Source organism: Methylocystis sp. (assembly GCF_021731785.1).
Classification (GTDB): Bacteria; Pseudomonadota; Alphaproteobacteria; order Rhizobiales; family Beijerinckiaceae; genus Methylocystis.
In genome coordinates this window covers 1-16,591 of the sequence record NZ_JAKFWS010000007.1, presented here as the reverse complement: position 1 = coordinate 16,591, position 16,591 = coordinate 1, and the positions used below count along the sequence as shown (strand labels likewise).

The 16,591-nt window shown below is 60.3% G+C and carries 18 protein-coding genes; 4 read left to right on the top strand and 14 right to left on the bottom strand.

Going from position 1 to position 16,591, the window contains the following annotated elements; all coding sequences use genetic code 11:
- Positions 1-40: 40 nt before the first annotated feature.
- The 5 genes from QZ964_RS01160 to QZ964_RS01140 form a co-directional block, all read right to left on the bottom strand.
- On the bottom strand, positions 41-1,072 hold the full coding sequence (locus QZ964_RS01160) for a GlxA family transcriptional regulator (protein ID WP_292528108.1): 1,032 nt from the start codon (positions 1,070-1,072) through the stop codon (positions 41-43).
- Positions 1,073-1,118: 46 nt separating this feature from the next.
- A complete protein-coding gene (locus QZ964_RS01155) occupies positions 1,119-1,658 on the bottom strand; it encodes a hypothetical protein (RefSeq protein ID WP_292528106.1) in 540 nt (179 codons plus the stop codon).
- 96 nt (positions 1,659-1,754) lie between these two features.
- Positions 1,755-1,964, bottom strand: coding sequence for a hypothetical protein (locus tag QZ964_RS01150; protein ID WP_292528104.1), 210 nt, complete (start codon positions 1,962-1,964; stop codon positions 1,755-1,757).
- A 523-nt stretch (positions 1,965-2,487) separates the two neighbouring features.
- On the bottom strand, positions 2,488-2,940 hold the full coding sequence (locus tag QZ964_RS01145) for a hypothetical protein (RefSeq protein WP_292528102.1): 453 nt from the start codon (positions 2,938-2,940) through the stop codon (positions 2,488-2,490).
- 408 nt (positions 2,941-3,348) lie between these two features.
- A complete protein-coding gene (locus QZ964_RS01140; protein ID WP_292528100.1) occupies positions 3,349-4,359 on the bottom strand; it encodes a hypothetical protein in 1,011 nt (336 codons plus the stop codon).
- Between the two features lie 110 nt (positions 4,360-4,469).
- Here QZ964_RS01140 and QZ964_RS01135 point away from each other — a divergent pair, with 110 nt between their 5' ends.
- Complete coding sequence (locus tag QZ964_RS01135) at positions 4,470-4,895, top strand: hypothetical protein (RefSeq protein ID WP_292528098.1); 426 nt, start codon at positions 4,470-4,472, stop codon at positions 4,893-4,895.
- On the opposite strand, the gene QZ964_RS01130 is transcribed toward QZ964_RS01135, so the two are convergent.
- The gene (locus tag QZ964_RS01130; RefSeq protein ID WP_292528096.1) at positions 4,892-6,172 is read right to left on the bottom strand and encodes a DUF5624 domain-containing protein; all 1,281 of its coding nucleotides are present in this window, start codon (positions 6,170-6,172) and stop codon (positions 4,892-4,894) included. The genes QZ964_RS01135 and QZ964_RS01130 overlap by 4 nt on opposite strands.
- Before the next feature lie 239 nt (positions 6,173-6,411).
- Here QZ964_RS01130 and QZ964_RS01125 point away from each other — a divergent pair, with 239 nt between their 5' ends.
- The 3 genes from QZ964_RS01125 to QZ964_RS01115 all read left to right on the top strand — a co-directional run bounded on the left by QZ964_RS01125 (position 6,412) and on the right by QZ964_RS01115 (position 7,830).
- The gene (locus QZ964_RS01125) at positions 6,412-6,561 is read left to right on the top strand and encodes a hypothetical protein (RefSeq protein WP_292528095.1); all 150 of its coding nucleotides are present in this window, start codon (positions 6,412-6,414) and stop codon (positions 6,559-6,561) included.
- 248 nt (positions 6,562-6,809) lie between these two features.
- Positions 6,810-7,256 carry a hypothetical protein gene (locus QZ964_RS01120; RefSeq protein WP_292528093.1) on the top strand — a complete coding sequence of 149 codons (447 nt, stop codon included), beginning with the start codon at positions 6,810-6,812 and terminating at the stop codon, positions 7,254-7,256.
- Entirely contained in the window at positions 7,240-7,830 is a 591-nt protein-coding gene (locus tag QZ964_RS01115) for a hypothetical protein (protein ID WP_292528091.1), read from the top strand. The genes QZ964_RS01120 and QZ964_RS01115 overlap by 17 nt, the downstream gene beginning before the upstream one ends.
- A 49-nt stretch (positions 7,831-7,879) precedes the next feature.
- On the opposite strand, the gene QZ964_RS01110 is transcribed toward QZ964_RS01115, so the two are convergent.
- From QZ964_RS01110 to QZ964_RS01075, 8 genes are all read right to left on the bottom strand, one after another.
- Positions 7,880-8,302 carry a hypothetical protein gene (locus tag QZ964_RS01110; RefSeq protein ID WP_292528089.1) on the bottom strand — a complete coding sequence of 141 codons (423 nt, stop codon included), beginning with the start codon at positions 8,300-8,302 and terminating at the stop codon, positions 7,880-7,882.
- A gap of 39 nt (positions 8,303-8,341) precedes the next feature.
- On the bottom strand, positions 8,342-8,710 hold the full coding sequence (locus tag QZ964_RS01105; protein ID WP_292528088.1) for a HepT-like ribonuclease domain-containing protein: 369 nt from the start codon (positions 8,708-8,710) through the stop codon (positions 8,342-8,344).
- A gap of 76 nt (positions 8,711-8,786) precedes the next feature.
- Positions 8,787-9,902, bottom strand: a complete 1,116-nt coding sequence (locus tag QZ964_RS01100; protein ID WP_292528087.1) for a hypothetical protein — start codon at positions 9,900-9,902, stop codon at positions 8,787-8,789.
- Between the two features lie 5 nt (positions 9,903-9,907).
- Positions 9,908-12,586 carry a DEAD/DEAH box helicase gene (locus tag QZ964_RS01095; RefSeq protein WP_292528085.1) on the bottom strand — a complete coding sequence of 893 codons (2,679 nt, stop codon included), beginning with the start codon at positions 12,584-12,586 and terminating at the stop codon, positions 9,908-9,910.
- Positions 12,587-12,730: 144 nt separating this feature from the next.
- Positions 12,731-13,441: an SMC-Scp complex subunit ScpB gene (locus QZ964_RS01090; protein WP_292528083.1), complete on the bottom strand. Its 711-nt coding sequence runs from the start codon at positions 13,439-13,441 to the stop codon at positions 12,731-12,733.
- Between the two features lie 68 nt (positions 13,442-13,509).
- On the bottom strand, positions 13,510-14,466 hold the full coding sequence (locus QZ964_RS01085; protein ID WP_292528082.1) for a DUF1403 family protein: 957 nt from the start codon (positions 14,464-14,466) through the stop codon (positions 13,510-13,512).
- 400 nt (positions 14,467-14,866) lie between these two features.
- The gene (locus tag QZ964_RS01080; protein WP_292528080.1) at positions 14,867-15,910 is read right to left on the bottom strand and encodes a TniQ family protein; all 1,044 of its coding nucleotides are present in this window, start codon (positions 15,908-15,910) and stop codon (positions 14,867-14,869) included.
- Positions 15,907-16,591, bottom strand: a 685-nt coding sequence (locus QZ964_RS01075) for a TniB family NTP-binding protein (protein ID WP_292528079.1), incomplete at its 5' end; no start/stop codon positions are given. The genes QZ964_RS01080 and QZ964_RS01075, both read right to left, overlap by 4 nt.

Sequence of the window (16,591 nt, the reverse complement as noted above, 5' to 3'; positions counted from 1 at the left end):
CGGCAATCCCCATCTCGTACCGCGCTTCTTATTCATTTCCCTAAGTGAGTAGAGCCGACCGGAAACGCGCGCGGTAATCGGCTGGGCTTGCGTCATAAAGCCGTAGGAACGCTCGCCTCATACGCTCCGGATCGCCAAAGCCGCAATCTCTTGCGATCCTCTCGATCGGCAGAGTGGTCTGTTCAAGCTTGCAGCGCGCGGCTTCAGCTCGAACTCTCTCGGCGAAATGCGCTGGCGTTTCTCCGACCTCATTTTGAAAAAGCCGCGAGAAGTTGCGAAGGCTCATGGACATGCGATCCGCCAAAGCAGGCACGCTTAAATCCGCTTCGGGGTGAGCCATCATCCATGTTCGAAGTTCCGCAAGGTCTGGACGGTCCGTCTTTTCCATCAAACTCGTTTGAGCAGTGAATTGGGATTGGCCGCCGGGGCGCCGTGGAAAGACCACCATTGTCCGAGCGACAGCAAGCATAACTTCCGGCCCAACATCTTCCTCCACAAGAGCCAACGCTAAATCGATGCCCGCCGTGATCCCGCCCGACGTGTAAATATTCCCGTCGCGGACGAAGAGTTTGCTCGCGTCTATCTCGATGGACGAGTACTCCTGGGCAAGCAACTCGGAGAACATCCAATGCGTGGTGACGCGTCTTTCATGCAAAAGCTTAGCGGCGGCTAATATGAACGCGCCTGAGCAAATCGACGCCACCCGCCGTACCCTTGGCGCCATCGATCGCACCCACTCTACGAGCCTCTCATCCTTGCTCGCTTGTTCAACACCCGTTCCCCCAGCCACGATCAGCGTATCCAAGCCATCGCTTATCTCACTGAAGCAGTGCGTGGCCACGATCTGAGTTCCGGACATGGTCTGGACCGGTCCTGGAGCCGCGGCCATGATGATGGATTGGTAGCCCGGCTCCTTTGTCTTCCCGAGGCGGCCCAACCAATGGTCTGCGAAGAAGAACGCTTCAAGCGGACCGCAAATGTCGAGGATCTCGCAATCAGGGAAAATCAAAAAGCCAACGCGACGGAAGCGACCGGTCTTTTCCATGGCCCGTTCTGAAATTTGCATGTCCATAATGTGACCCTCGATAATGCATTTTTTGCCACAAGAACCAAAACCCTTACTTGCTCAAAGCACCGACTGGCAGGGGATCGCCAGAATAGGAGAACTCAGGTTGATTTATGTCCCAATCTAATTCTGCCGTGAACGGCACCTCGCAGCCAGGCCTCCTATTTTCCCGCGGCACAACGACCACCCTGTCTCTCAGAACCTTAAGTTTGAGAATCTCATGAATTAGATCATGACGAAGCCGGTCCCTCCCACCGTCGACGAAAACCGTTTTGTCGTCGCTTTCCCGGAAATCGCGACAATGGCGGGAGTAAATGACGTCCCCATTTTCCGCCAGGGCGCCAAAGAACGGTTCTTCGACGGCGGAGATCGCATTGGAGATCATGAAACGCCCATCATTATCCCATATGGCAAACCAGTTCGATCCTTCGGGATGAGGCTCATCCGTATAAAAAACCGCCGATGAAAAGTCGCTCCACTTTTCGCTCCGCAGCTTCAACTGCGATTCAAAGACATACCTCGCGCCGTATCTTTCCTCGATTTTTCTGATTTGCTTGTTGGTTAAAAACGAGCAGTCCGTCAGAATTCTCATGGCTTCCCCCATGCGATAAAAGGGGCTCGGGAGGTGCAGGCTCACATCGGAGGGCTGTGGCGCATCGCAGCATCAACATCGATGCAATCGGTCAGATCATCGACCTCGCGACATGACATAGAGCATGGCTCCCTCTGCTTCATGATCTGAAATTTCTTCAGAATCCGAAACCCTCATTTGAAGCTTTTCCTGTTGCCTAAGCAGGCGTTCGAAAGCATCCGACGCCTGCCGATAAATGTTGTCATAGTTGCCGGGTTCGTCGATCGACGACTGCAGCCTGGTTGGTGGTTCTAAATGACTTGTCATTTGTGTTCTCCTCATTGCAATTTCAGTATGAATGCTCTTCCACCTCAGCTAAAGAACGAGTGCCCGCAGATAGAGTTAGGCGGTCCCTATCCATACAACCGCAATCGATCAAACCATGCTCACTCGCAATTTCAGTGATCGCAAGGCCAAAAATCCCTCGATTTCGGCCAAGACAAGATGACGCTTGTCAACGGCGGAGCAATTTCCAACCGGCGGAGTAAAACCGGGCCAGCAGGACAACATCGCCAACACGCACCGGCGGGCCGAGCCGGTCTCTGGATCGATGAACGGCTCGTCTGACGTCGCCGGGTCTTTGCGACGACGTGTTTTCGATTGCCTGAGCCAATAGCTTTCGCCGTTCATCTCCAGAATATGGACATGAGCGTGAGGCGGTCGAGCAGCGCGCCGGTGAGGCGCTGATTGTGCTTTCGCCGTGCTGAGTGCGGCAAAGATGCGTCCAGGTGTCGAGCGAAGCCTCGAACCCATGCCTAATGGGAGCTTCTTTGCCCCGCGCCCGACCACGCTACAGAGTCGCCACCACGCCTGCGAATCTCAACATATCCGTAACTTTAAAATCGTCAGCGGCGGCGCCGGGCAGAGTCGGCGTCCAGGCAGGATCCTGCGCGAGATACGACAACGCGTCTCCTTGCAGCAGCCCGATGAACACTTCGGCGACGATGCGTCCGCCTACCGCCCCCAGTTGCTTTCCATCCTGCTGAACATCGGCTTCACGCAAGATATAGAACCAGAGCGGCGTGCGGACGTGCAGATGAAGCGGCTTCAGGTCGTCGAAATGTATGGCGTCGAGCGGCGGTAGGCTCATGGCCTTGGCGACGCTCTGGCCCGACGGCAAGCTGAAAGTGAGCGCGCGTAGCAAGTTGCGCTGCGCCAGCGATTGGACATCGCCTGGCGGGAATCCCGGAAGGTCGAACAGCGGGCTCGACAGTTTGGTGTCGATCTTCTTGTTCGGCCGCACATTGCCATCGCCGAAATCGAAGAAAGTCTGCCAGTCGACGAAGCGGGCGGGCGCGCGTTTGCCGCCGCGAAAATCGTTGGGGTCACCTTACTTTCGAGGATGGCTGTATGATGAGAGACGTCAAAATGGACGCCCAATTGGGCGTCGAGAGCATGCAAGGTTGTGGGCAGTATGTGCATTATCGAGGGTTAAGGTCGCCTCCTTGGGAAAGGCGAACCTATGCGTCGAAGTCTGAGTCCGAGGAAGGATTATCACCGCAAGGCGACATGCAATCGAGGGCGACCATGGGGGTGATGTGAAAGAACGGAATCGCTCGGAAGTTCGGGGGTCGTCGTCAACACGAACGCGCTGCGATGATTGGGGCAAAGAGCCAGGCGGATATGCTCGAGGATTTGAGGCGCGGCAGCGTTAGCCTGCCGGATTAACAAAACTCGTCACATCGAGGCGATAGAGGCCCCGCTTCTTGGGCTGAAGCGATTGAAAGGGCGTCTGGTATAAGGTCGCGGCAAGTTCGATGCCGTTGGGAAACCACTTCGCATGGTTGGCGTTGTATTCAATGTCCGTCACTTGCATCGCAGGACTGGCACCCGCCGCATCCTGTATGAAAATCGCATAACGCAAATCTTTAAGTTTGACACCTTTCTTATAGGCGTTGGGATCGGCGCGACTCGATTCGAAGGCCACCCAATTGCCGTCCGGCGAATACCATGGCGCCCGCCCCTGGAATTTGGGTTCATAAGCGCCACCCTGATTGGCCTTCTGATCGAGCGGGCGAAGCGTAATTGGATCGGTGCTTCTGTCCACGAACCAGACGTAATTTTTGTCTTGATGGTATTTTTCGTCCGATTGCCGCCACTGCCCGGCGAAGACGAACTGGTTGGCGTTCCCCGGATTGACGCAAGGCATTCCTGCCCAGACCGTATGATTGGCGACGATGTTCAGTTCTATGTCTCCGAAGCTGTCAATGATGCTCGTTCGCGGGTGGATAAATTTCTTGTGCGTTTTCTTATTGCGGGCGTTTTGATTCATGACGGCGAGAGAAAGACCGGACGGCAGCCAAGCTGGATAGATCATCTTGGCGGTGTCTTGCAGTTCACGGATACTCGTCCCCGCCGCGTCCGTGATCACGATCTCTTCGCCTTTTCCGGCACAGAAAGCGACCTGACCATTCGTCCAGGACCAATCAGGACGCGTGGAGGGAATAAAAGGGCTAACTGGCGGGAAGACAGTTGGCGCCACCGTGTCGCCGAGTGTGGCGATGTAAAGTTGCGTTTGGGCGCCCTCAACGTTCCGCTCGAAAATGACCTGCGAGCCGTCCGGGCTAATTGCCAAACGATAGTCGCTGACCGATAAATCGGGATAGTTGAATAGCGGAACCGGGCTCACAAGAATAGGAGCGGACTCTGAAGCGGTGCTCATGCGCTGAACTCCAGTGAAGCTGGACCCAAATAAAACAGAAATTCCAACAAAGCTGCCGGCAAACCGCGAAGATGTCCACGACGCAACGGGAGCATTGAGGGAAAAGCGGCGTGAGCAAGATGCGACATAAGTCGGTTTTCCTCAAATCCCTTTTTTCGTTAACAGGTCGCCGTCTCGCTCCGCGCCGTCAGCGCCCTGGCGATCATCTGCGCAACGGCCTCTGGCGTCGGCGCCCGCAGGGTCGGATCGTCCTCGAAATAGAGATAGGCGAGCGCGACGCCGTTTGCGTCCTCGACGACGAAGAACTCGCGGCAGGCTTCGTTCTGACGTGCATTGCTCCCCGCCTTGACCGAGCGGCCAGAGAATGTGTAGTGGCTGCCGGTTTTCCTGCGAGCAACAACGTGAATCGCAATGAAAAAGACATGTCTGCCATTGGCGCTTCATTGACCTCGTGCGTGACCGAACGTGCGTTCGCTCCGCATGCACAAATGGACGCACAATTTTCTTTCGAGTTTCACTCGGAGCCCTTATTTTAGGGGACCTGCGGGTATCCCGTGACACCGGCCGCGAAGCCAATGGTCAGGCCGGGAATGTTTACCGCGCCCGGATCCCAGTTCTTATTTGCGAGTTCCTGTACCATCCAGAACGCGACGGTATTCGACAGCATCTCGCGTGAATCGCGGAGCGAATGCTTCATGCGGATCATGAACTGATCGATGGCGCCATTCTCGGTCACGAAATAATCGCCTGGCAACGGCGGGCGGTCAGGAAGGTAGATTGTTGAGATGCCCGCGAACACCTTATCGGAAACGACCTTGCGATAGAACAACGGGCCCCAAACGCGCTGAACATAATAACTAAGATCCGCTGGCGCCAACTGCGCTTCACCGAGCGAAGGCCTTACTTCAGCGTAGGGGACGATCTTGATCCGATCGTCGGGCAAGGTGAAACCGGATAGCGCCTTCAGGAATAGCGGCAGCCAATTGGTGCCTTCGGTCAATCCTGAAGAGACGTTGGTCCCGGCTCGGCTGCTCACCAAGACCATCGCATGCGGCCAGTCGAGTTTGAGGCGGGCCAACGAGTCATGGACGTTCGAAGCGCCGCGCAGCGCTTCGAGCATGAAAGTGCCAATCATCACATTGATGTATGGGATCGGATACCGGGCCGACGCGCCGTTGAAAAAATCGTCATTCACGCCGTCGACGGTGAAGCGGTCGCCCTTGCCGAGAGAGCCGATGTAGTCCAACGTGCGGGCGCAGGCATAATCGATCATGTTGCGAATTTGTGCCTTGCGCGCGCTCCAAGCGGGTTGGTTTAGCTGATCAAGCCAGTTGTTCGCCGCGCGCCGGTTGAGCGCGCGCACCTGCGTAACGTGCGTCTGCAAGGAAGCGAGGCGCGCCTTCCAGCGCATATCGCCGTTGGCCTTGATCTGGGCCAAGTAGGCGAGCGCCGGCCCAATATGGCTGATTGCCGTCAGCTCATAGAAACCGCTGCCGCGATCCGCGCGAAACTGTTCCTGGCTCAGCCGAGCCCGGCTGGTCGAATCGTAGACGTAGATATCGGAGCCGACTACGAGCACTAGTGGACCGGGAGCGCCGCTTGCCGATTCTTTGGCTACGATGGCCTGTGTGAGCATCTGACCCAGAGTGGGTTGCCCGACAGGATAGTCAGGTTCTTCACTACCGGTGAAGTCAAAAAACAGATTCATGAATTCGGGGGGCGCGGTATATCCGCTAGTCGTCTGCGTCAGACCAGGCGTGGCGAAAAGCTGCAGGATGCTCAGCGCGAACCAAGAAAGGCAAATGGATCGCATCCCTCGGGCTCCTTCTGTTGCAATGGCACAAGAGTGGCTTGGGAAACCGGAAAGAAGTGGGGGGGTCGTGTAAGTATCCCCCCGGCAAAACCGCGGCGCAGCGTCCTCGCCACAGGTTCAACTACTCCAAACGCGCATATTCGACTTCCTGGTTGCGGATGTATCGAGACCGGAAAGAAGTTGGGGGTCGAAAGATAAAGGACGAATATCGTTTGGGAAATTGCCTGAGGGAGTTCTCCATGAAATGGACGGTGAAGTTGGAGCGCATCGACGAGGCTGAAAATTTTCATTCCGCAACAGTCGGCCACATCGAGCGGCCCGAGCTGACGTCCGAGTCCGACCTTGGTCTCACCCATGACGACGGCAAATTCCTGATCCGGCGCGTCTAGGTGGAAATTGCCCAAGATCAGGTTCGCGCCTTTATCTCGAAAATTCGGCCGTGTCCTTGCTGTGGTCGACTCCGCTCCATCAAAGATCATCGGCGCCGGCGGATCGACACGGTGTTTGGACATCTGCGCATTCATGCGCCTCGCTTCGAGGCCTGTGCTTGCGGGGGTTCCGCAGCGCCGTCTCCCATGGCCGTCCTCTTTCCGCATCGCTCTACGCCGGAATTGAGATATTTGCAGACCAAGCTTGGATGCAAGTTTTCCTATCAGCAACCGCCGATATTCTGAATGAATTTCTCCCAGATCTCTCTTGTTTCAATCATGCGACGACACGCAATCGTGTCCTCGCCGTGGGAAAGGCGATCGAAACAGAAACGAGAGCCGAGATCGCGGGAAAGCCGACCGTCGAAAAGCCCGTCGAGCATCTGATCGTTGGCATTGATGGGGCGCTTGTCAAAGCCACGCGCTCGAAAAATCAACGCAGGAATTTCGAGATCGTGCTCGGCCGGATCGAACCTTGCGGGCGCCAGGACAAAATTTTAGCCGCCGTCCGCGATCTCGACGATCTCGCGCGTGAACGGGTTCGCTTCGCTCTTCGCAGCGCCGGACGTGGGCCCGCCACCAATCTCACCGTTCTTTCCGACGGAGAGGACGCCATGAGACTGATGGCGGGTAAATTGGTTGAACGGCCGCGTTGAACATCGGCTGGATTGGTTTCACCTGCGCCGCCGAATTCAATGGCTCTGGCGAAGTATTTATTGGGCGCTAAATTATGTCGAGCCCGCCTTCAAGGAAAGGCTTGCTCGTTACCGACGCAATCTGCGTAGCGTGCGCTGGAATGTTTGGCATTACGGCAAATCACGCCATGCGCGATGGATCATAACGCTGTCTCGATTAGGTGCGCAGCTGCTTTCTCATCGCAATGAAATTGACGCGGCTGGCGACGATCTTTCGAAAATTGAAGCCGCTTACAAGCGCTTCAAAGAACTTGAAGGCTATCTTTATTCGAACATCCGTTCGCTAACCGACTATGGAAGGACGTGGCGCCAAGGCGAACGGATCGCAACCGCCAACATCGAATCGACGGTGAACCAATTGGTCAATCAACGCATGTGCAAGAAGCGCCAGATGCGATGGCCTCGGCTAGGCGCTCAGCTGATGCTTCACGTCCGGACTGCTCATCTCAACGGAATCCTCAAACGCCACTGCGGTCTGCCACAGCACGTTGAATGGACATGGCCCAACGACAACGCGTTTCGACAAGCCGCCTGACCCCCAGCTTTTTGCCAGTCTCAGCCAAGATGGCTCCCAACACAGGCCGCTATTCATCAGCGACTGCAATAGAATTGAGCTCGCACCACACCCGCAGGGCTTTTTCCTCGGCTTCTGCCTCGAAGGCATACCATTGATCGAGTAAGCCTCTTCGTTCCAGCAGTTCCTTGAATCTGGCGTATGCGCCCTTTTTGCCGAAGAACCGCCGAACCTCATCAAAGTCATCGGCCAGGAATTCGTGAGCGAAGTCCAAGGCGAGAGGCTTGCCGAGATCGAGCTCGCGTTTGTCCGGGATTTGAAGGAACTTGTCACTGTCGCCGATGTCGTCGGGCAATGGGCCGAGATCGTCGACGAGCTCGGAATGGCAATAAATTTTGCCGGTCTTTTTGCACAGAAACGCTCCGTGCTCGTCTCCGCCGCCCGCGGACACGAATTCGAAGGCTTCCTGTAGGTCTTTAAAGCTGACCCGCAAGGCTTCCTCGCACCGGGATATCGTCCAATGCCATGTCCTTTACCCTTCCTGACCCGACCGGTCCCCCTGCCCTACATCCATTTCACCTACGTTTCTCTTCGGCTTCCAGTTCGTGGCACACACGCGCTCGAGATCAAAGAGATCTTCGTGCGCCAGCTTCCACATGACGGGAGCCGCGATGCTCTCGTAATCGTGGCGCAGCAGGTTGCCGACGCCGGCGACCTTCTTCCAGGGAATCTCCGGGTTGCGTATCTTCAGGTCGTCGGGCAAGTGATGACCGGCCTCGGAAATGATCTCGACGCCGCGCTCGACGAGCCACTGCTTTTCCCACTCCGCTTCGAAGGCTTCGAGCGGCATGTCTCCCAAAACGTGCCGCACCTGTTCGATCGCTTCGATAATGTCGGCCATCCCCTGCCCTTCTGCCCGACCTCGCCATCATGCCCCTATGGGCGCAGAGGGCCGATGGCTGGCGCAACGGTAGACCTTAACCGCGCGATTTTCGCTTTTTGGCGCCGATCCATTTGGCCGCGCGAGTGCGTCCGGAAGCTTGCTCGTTCTTGCGCGATTTGCCGATCGACGCGCTGGCTACAGTCTGGAGATTGATCGGCTCTCGTGTTTCCATCTTTCTCGCACGCATCGCGCCCTTCCTTGGCGCCGCGGATTTCCCCTTCTTTACGTCCGTCGGCGCGGAAGGACGCGGCTCGCGAGCTTTGCTCCGAGCCCCGGCCTTCGCCACGACTTTCCGCGTGCTTGGCGCCTTCATCGGCTTCTTGTCGGAGCCGAGGGTTTCGTCAGCGTTTCCTTGGCTGCTTTGCTTGCTCGTGGCGGGCGTTTTTTCCTTGGCTCGTTTGCCGGCTTTCTTCTTTGGCGGAGCGGCTCGGGGAGGCGGCGGCGCCATCTCGATTCCAAACATCGCCGCAACATCCTCATCCGCCAAAATGCGGTGGCTCGAGGCGGCCGCTTCGGAGAGGGCGCCGTCGGCGCCGGCCGATGCGATCAATTCGGCGCTGTCGACGCCCCGTAAGGTGAACAGAAGCTCCGGCCCCGAATCGAGACGCGCCCCAGCGCCGTAAAGAGTCGCCGCCACATGCTTGCACATATCGGCCCAGTCCGGACAGGTGCAAGACATTTTGATCTCGCGCGGCGCTGGGAATAGACCGTCATTCTCCCTGCACACGCGTTCCATGACGTTCTTCGATAGCTTGCCCTTCAACAGCTCGACCAGCGAACCGATGGAGCCGGCGCAGTCCCGGCAGATCGCCTTCCATCGCTCTGGCGCAGCCAACGCGATATCGATCTTCACTTCATAGATATCGGAGCCACTGACCAAGGCCCGCACACCGCCGCGCGCGATTTGCAAATCGACGACCGAGCCGTTGCGAACATAGGTTCGACCGCGCGGCAGGCGATTCTCGAAATCCGAATAGCGTTCGAGATTGTCGCACCAAGCCTTGCCCCAGAAACTTTGCGCGATCTTGCGGCCTTCAAGGACGACAGGGAGGATGGCGCGGCCCTTCTTCTTTAGCCTATCAACTTCCTTGGCCGCCTGCGCGCGGCGCTTGGCCACGGGAACATAGGGGCGGTAGCTCCAGAAGCTCATCTGCCTCACCCCTCCTTCATCGCAGCGTCGAGATCGAGATTGACGAGCGCCAGCAGGTCCCGGTCGCTCATCTCGGTCAGGATTACCTCCTGCCCGCCGCCAAGAACGTCCTGAGCCAGTTGCTGCTTCGTCTCGATCAACGCGTCGATTCGCTCCTCGATCGTGCCACGGCAAACGAATTTGTGCACGAGAACGTTGCGCTTTTGCCCGATGCGGAAGGCGCGGTCGGTCGCCTGGTTTTCGACGGCGGGGTTCCACCAGCGGTCGAAATGCGCGACATGCGACGCGGCGGTCAGATTGAGGCCCGTCCCGCCGGCCTTGAGCGAGAGGACGAAGAAGGGAACGGACTCGTCCTCTTGGAATTTCTTGACGAGCTCCTTGCGCTTGCCGACGGCGGTCTCGCCATGCAGGACCAGCCCCGGGCGCGAGAAGGCGCCGGAGAGCAGTCGCTCCAGCGGCGGAATGATCTCCTTGAACTGGGTGAAAACCAAGAGCTTCTCCTGGCGGCTGGCGACCGTCTCGGCGATTTCAACGAGGCGGGCGAACTTGCCGCTGTCTTTGGCGACATAGGAGCCGTCGCCGAGCCATTGCGCCGGATGATTGCAGATTTGCTTGAGACGCATGAGCATGGCGAGCACCAGCCCGCGCCGCGCTATGTCGTCCTCGGCCTGCTTCAGCCTCTGCTCGAGCTCGGCCACGGTCGCCTGATAAAGCGCCGCCTGTCGCTTGCTGAGCGAGCAAAAGGCCTTGACCTCCGTCTTGTCCGGCAGATCGGCGATGACGTTTCTGTCAGTCTTGAGCCGGCGCAGGATGTAAGGCGCGGCGAGCTTGCGCAGCGGCGCGTAGGAGGGCGACTCCTGCGCGGAGAGGCGCTTGACGAAATCGGCGAAAGCTTTCGACGATCCCATCAGACCCGGGTTGATGAAATCGAAGATCGACCAGAGGTCGCGCAGATTGTTCTCGATCGGCGTGCCGGTCAGTGCGATGCGAGCCTCGCCTTGCAGCGCCTTTACCGCCCGCGTCTGCTTGGCGTTGGGGTTCTTGATCGCCTGCGCCTCGTCCAGCACCACGAGCCGCCAGGGCGTCTTGGCGAGAGCCTCGATCCGCAGCAGCGAGCCATAGCTCGTCACGACGAGATCGGAGGCCGCAAAGCGTTCCGGCGTCGAGTCCCTCAGCTCGGCAGCGGGAGCGAAAGCGGGATGCGCCAGCATGACCCGCAAGCTTGGGGCGAAACGCGCCGCTTCCGACGCCCAGTTGGCAAGCAGCGACGCCGGCGCGACGAGGAGGCTTGGACTGCCGGCCGGCTCCCGCCGCCGCAATGTCAACAACAGGGCGAGCACCTGGATCGTCTTGCCGAGCCCCATATCGTCGGCGAGGCAGGCGCCAAGCCGAAGCCGGGTCAGAAAGTCGAGCCAACGCACGCCGGTTTCTTGGTATTGCCGTAGCTCCGCTTTCAGCGCCGCGCCCGGGTCGGCCTCGGCCAGCGCCTGCGGATCCCGGCACCCTTCCAGCGTCTTAGTGAGCCAGGGACCGGCCTCGACGCGCGCCCATTTGACGTCGGTAGCAGGGCGGCTCGCATCGCCCAGGTCGGCGCCGGCGAGCAGCCGCATCGCCTGTGCGAAGGGAAGGCCTTCCTTGCGTGCAAGACGCTCCACCGCCTTGAATTGATCGAGGGTCGCCTTCAGGCGCTCGCTGTCGATCTCGACCCATTTGCCCCGCAGCAGCGCGAGGCCCTCGGTCGTCCGCAACAACTCTTCGGTTTCCTCGGCGGTGAGTGCCTCGCCGTCGAGGCTAACGCGCAGGTCGAAGTCGAGCAGCGCGGCGACGCCGGCCATCGAAGGGGTTGCGGAGCCGACCGTCGCCTCCACGCTTGGACGGCTCGGACGATTCATGCGCCAGCTCGCCGGCATGCGCACGATGAGCCCGGCCTGCTCCATCGCCTCGATGTCTTTGAGGAAGCGCACGGCGTCCTTGGGCGTCCAACGCAAGGGATGGAAGATCTCGCCGGCGTCGACGATCTCCTTCAGCCAATCGAGGCGATCCGCGGCACGGCTGACCGGCTCGAGCAAGTCGAGCAGTTTTTTCTTTTCGCCGGCGTAGTCATGCAGCGCTTGGCCGAGCGGTGAATGGCGCAAGGCGCCGTGTTCGGCGAGCGATGCGACGTAGGTCGCCATGAAGGCGAAAGGGAAGTCTGGGTCGCGCCGATTTTCGGCGAGATTGAAGTGCACGCGCCCGACCAACCGCCAGCGGCTGTCGCGGCTCTTGAGAAACTCCTGCAGCGACCCGCCGCCGGCCGAAAGCTCTCCTTGAAGCGCTTCCTGCAAGGCCCGCCAGAACTGAAGCAGGACTTCGGGGCGCAAATATTCGCCGCCCAGCATCGGCGGCGCGGCGTCGATCAGCACTCCCAGCTCATTCAATGACGGCGGAGGAACCGCTATCGCCTCCGTGCGGGAACAGAGCGCCGCGACAAAGCGCATGGCGAAGCTGCGCCAAAAGGCCAGCGCCGGCGGCAGGAGAGTTCCAGTCTCGCTCAACCCCAATTGCAAAAGGCCGTGTCCCGGCCCCCGGGCGAAATGCTCTACAAGGCGCTCCGCAACCGCTTCGTCGAGGGGAGCCTCCGACTCGCCCGGCTGCAGGCGCAAGACGCCGTGCGGCGTCAGCACGGATGTCAGCGATCGCGGCATCAGCAGCGCGAAGTTTTTGCCGATTTCATCCCTCTGCCTAACACGCAGCGCAAAGGCGCTTCGACGTCAAAGCGCGCAAGGTCCCCGATTGTCCGCAAGAAACCGGGACGATATCGGCCATAGCCGCCGCGCATGGTGCGAATTTCACCCCTCATCGGCCTCGCCTAGCTCCATGGCGTCGACGAAGAGCGGGTCGTTCTCTCGCAAAATGCCCATCGCCCCGTCGAGATCAATGTCCGACTGAGGCCGTTGCAGCAGCCCCTCGTCCTCGAGTCGCTCGATATCGGGGAGATGGCGCAAGGAGGCGAGCCCAAACACCTCCAGAAACTTCCTCGTCGTCACATAGGCGAAAGGCGCGCCGGGTTCTGGCGCGCGAAGCGCGCCGTCGATCAGCCCATGACGCCTGAGCGCCCCGATCACGTCGCGGCTGATCTCCCGGCCGGCAAGTCGGGACAAGTCGCTGCGGGTCGCGGGTTGCAGATAAGCGATGGCCGTCACGGCCAGAAGCTCTATTGGCGTCAATTCGGGCGCGCCCGCAGAGCGCAAATCCTCGCCACTCGCCGCCCGGATCGCTGGCGCGAAACGCGGCTTGGTGCGCAGTTGAAAGCCGCCGGCGACGAATACGAGCTCATAGGGCCTCGCGCGCAAATCGTCGCGGATGTCAGCGATGAGGTCGTCGAGATTGCAGGATGAACCGACTAGTCTTGCAAGCGCATCGCGCGGCACGGGGTTTCGCGCGGCAAAAATCACCGCTTCGACCCGCCCCATCCATTCACGCCAGCGCGCCGCTTCCGGCAGGTCGGCTAGAATGGGATCGAAATCCTCGTATGCTTCGCGCTTTTTCGGACGGCCCATGATCCGCGCCTCACATTGCATTGTCGCGCCTGCTTTATGCGATCTGATTCCCGCGTCGCCCGAGAAGGCTACAACCCATAGAGGCGGAAATTGGCGCGCCCGGTCAGCTCGCGCACAGCCCCCAGTTCAGTCAGCCGATCAAACAACCGTCGCGCGCTGCGGTCGGAGAGCTTCGCCCTCTTCGCCACGCGCGCCGCGGAAACGCAGTCGTCATCGAGCAACATTTCGATCACGCGCGCCGCGTCTTTGGCGCGCAGTTTCGGCGCTGCATCGAAAAGTTTTTGTGTTTGTCGCGACAAGGCGCCAGCGAGATCCATCGCCTCACCCGCGGCGAGCGCGTAGACGCCGGCGAGCGCGTTCGACCAGTCGCGGTCGCCTGGACGCGGGCGGCGGCCGTTTGGGCCGCTGCGCAATGCGGGGTGAGCGATCACCGTGGCAAGCAGCGGAACCGGCGCCTGCCAGCCGAGCTTTTGCGCCAAAGCGACGTCGGCGAACCACAGGGCGAAGATTTCGCCGTCAATCGGGGAGACGGCCGCCAGGTAAGACGTCGCCGCTTCGCTCGCGGCCGCCGCCGCGGCAAGTGGGTCGCTGGCGTTTGCGACGACTTTGCGCAATGCGTCGGCAAGTTCCTGCACGTTCACGGCATCTTGCGCTCCCACATGTTCGGCGGCAAGTGATAGAGTCGCCACATCCAATCTCACGCAGCGCGACGCAAAGAGCCGAAACAGGCGATGCACGCGTCCGGCAGGACTTGTCTCGCCGCCGCCGCCAAGATGCTCGGCGTCTCGTAATGCTGTTTCGTCCTCTCGAAATCGAGAGAGCCGCGCGCACGTCGCAGCGGCCTTGAGGGCCAGACGCTGGCGCAACGCGCCAGAGAAAACGGGTTCGCCGCCCGCTTCGCCGGATCGCAAAATCTGGTCGAGAGCAAGAAGATTGGCGCCAGCGAGGAAGGCCGCCGTTTTGGCGTCATCACGGGCGCTCGCTTCGAACCGCGCCCAGCGTGGCAGCGGCTGAATCTCTCTCACATTTTGTGAAAGCGACGGCCCTGAATCCCGCCTGGTACGGCCACGCGGCGGCCCCTCGGTTGGGAGGGGATCAAGCTCAAATGAGTCGCACGAATCGCTCTGCAGCATGGGCGGAATCTAGCCCCCGAACGAGTCTGGCGGCAAGCCACGGCGGCGCTTTATCGTTAAATTTAGCGCCCAATCCGCCGCGCTTGTCTTCTCTCTTCCATGTCCGATAATGTGGGCTTATCGGACATGATTCGAGACGCCCGGATCCCGGGGCGCTCGGATCCGAAATCGGGCGCTGCGCGCGTTCCGAGGCGTCGGATTTTTCGAGCCCGATGTCGGACAGCCATAATTTGTGGGATTGGGCGCTCGGCGCGGCGGGACCGCGCATAATTTCGGAATTCCGATTCACAATTCATGGGACAAGCCGCGCCGAAATTTGTGGGACTCGCGCATAATTTATGGAACTGCGCTGCAATCGACGCCGTCGCGGAGCCTTTCCAGCCGGCTGCGCGTCGGTCAGGCGTCGCAACTCGACGTCGATGCGCCGACGCGTCGCAGAGGGCCACGCCCCCAAAACTCGGCGTAAGTTCGTTTCCCCCTCGGCGTCGGCGGCCGCCAGCGCCGCCGCGGCGCGCTCGACGGGGTTTTCGGTCAGGCGCGCCACGCCGACCGCCAAAGCGTAGTTCTGTAAGAGCGAGCCGCACGCGAGAGCGGCGAGCCCCGGGCGAACTGGCTTGGCGAGCACGGGCGCGAAGCGATCATATTCCGGCGCGACGACAAGCAGGGCCTGGCGGACGATCGGTCGGGTCAGAAACGCGTGGTTGGCGCGGCGCGCTTCGAGTGAGAGTCGCGGCTGCTCCGCCAGGGATGGCGGCGACGGGCGACGATAGGGTGTGGTCAGGAACCGCAGCAGCTCCGGAACCGTTGGCGGGTCGATCTCGCCCACGGCGTCGCAATCCTCGGCCCAGGCCGCCAAGCGGGCGGCGCCGCGGCGCGCCAGTCGATCGAGACGTTCGAGAACACTTTCGGGCAGAAAGCTTTTCATCGGCCGCTTGTCGCGCGCCCACAGCCGAACGCCGTGCACGGAACACCAAAACGTCCAGGGCAGCGCCGCATCCTTGCGGCCGATCGCGGGGGTTTGAGCGCAACTCGGGCAAAAATATCTGGCGCTCGGCGCGATCATGACACGGGCGTGCGGCGCCAAAGCAGCGAATGTCATGTTGTCGATCGTCCGCGCGCTCAACCCGGCGCGCGTCGCGATCAAGGCCCCCTGCCCCGGCGATAAACCCTGTTCGAGCTTCAGCGCCGAAAATCCCGCGAGCCTGAAATGGGCGAGCAGCGCGTTCGCTGACATGCCGTATATCTCCGCGACCCGCGACAGCCATGACGACAGGCGCTCTTCGGGCGCCGGTCGCGGCGCGACAGGCAAGAGCGAGGCGAGCGCCTCCGCGTTCACACCGCCTCCCCGAGCAACGAGGTCGTCTTGGCGTCCTCGAAATCGGATCCCATGATCCGCTCCTCACCGCTCACGATGGCGGCGACGGCCAATCGCGTCATCAGCGAGAAGATCGCCGCCGTGACGCCGCCCGTCGTCTCGAGGATGCTTTTGAGCGCCCGCTCGCCGATCTCGCTTTGCCGGCGCAACGGCAGCGTGCGCTGCAAACTTCCGATCAACGCCGCGAAATCCTGGTCGTTTCGCCAGGGCGGGAGCGCGATGGCCTCGAAGCGGCGCACGAGTTGTTCGTCCGTCCTGAGTGAATTTCGGGCTTGCTGGGTGCCGACGCAGACGAGCGGGATGCGCAGCTCGTTGCCCAAAAACCGCAGCATGTTGAGAAACCGCGCCTGCTCGCGCACCGTCCCCGCCCGCAGACTATGCACCTCGTCAATGACCAGCATGCCCGGCTGCGCCTGCTCCAGCACGCGCAACGCCACATTCTCCAGCGCGCCGAGCGTCGGCCGGGACGGCTCCGGCGCGCCGATCGCCGCGAGCAGCCGCTTGTAAAATCGCGTTTCATCCGGCCCCGAGACCATCTGGACGAGCACGACCGGCATGCGCTTGAGCCCATTGACGGCGTCGAAATAGGCGGGGTGATCGCGCGCGAACTTTTCGACGATCATCGTCTTGCCCATGCCGGAC

What these genes read in the sequence shown, in the direction of transcription:
- QZ964_RS01095 (WP_292528085.1), bottom strand. Translation starts at nt 12,586, where the DNA reads ATGCCGCGATCGCTGACATCCGTGCTGACGCCGCACGGCGTCTTGCGC.
- QZ964_RS01140 (WP_292528100.1), bottom strand. Translation starts at nt 4,359, where the DNA reads ATGAGCACCGCTTCAGAGTCCGCTCCTATTCTTGTGAGCCCGGTTCCG.
- QZ964_RS01150 (WP_292528104.1), bottom strand. Translation starts at nt 1,964, where the DNA reads ATGACAAGTCATTTAGAACCACCAACCAGGCTGCAGTCGTCGATCGAC.
- QZ964_RS01120 (WP_292528093.1), top strand. Translation starts at nt 6,810, where the DNA reads ATGCAAGTTTTCCTATCAGCAACCGCCGATATTCTGAATGAATTTCTC.
- QZ964_RS01130 (WP_292528096.1), bottom strand. Translation starts at nt 6,172, where the DNA reads ATGCGATCCATTTGCCTTTCTTGGTTCGCGCTGAGCATCCTGCAGCTT.
- QZ964_RS01105 (WP_292528088.1), bottom strand. Translation starts at nt 8,710, where the DNA reads ATGGCCGACATTATCGAAGCGATCGAACAGGTGCGGCACGTTTTGGGA.
- QZ964_RS01100 (WP_292528087.1), bottom strand. Translation starts at nt 9,902, where the DNA reads ATGAGCTTCTGGAGCTACCGCCCCTATGTTCCCGTGGCCAAGCGCCGC.
- QZ964_RS01125 (WP_292528095.1), top strand. Translation starts at nt 6,412, where the DNA reads ATGAAATGGACGGTGAAGTTGGAGCGCATCGACGAGGCTGAAAATTTT.
- QZ964_RS01155 (WP_292528106.1), bottom strand. Translation starts at nt 1,658, where the DNA reads ATGAGAATTCTGACGGACTGCTCGTTTTTAACCAACAAGCAAATCAGA.
- QZ964_RS01090 (WP_292528083.1), bottom strand. Translation starts at nt 13,441, where the DNA reads ATGGGCCGTCCGAAAAAGCGCGAAGCATACGAGGATTTCGATCCCATT.
- QZ964_RS01160 (WP_292528108.1), bottom strand. Translation starts at nt 1,072, where the DNA reads ATGGACATGCAAATTTCAGAACGGGCCATGGAAAAGACCGGTCGCTTC.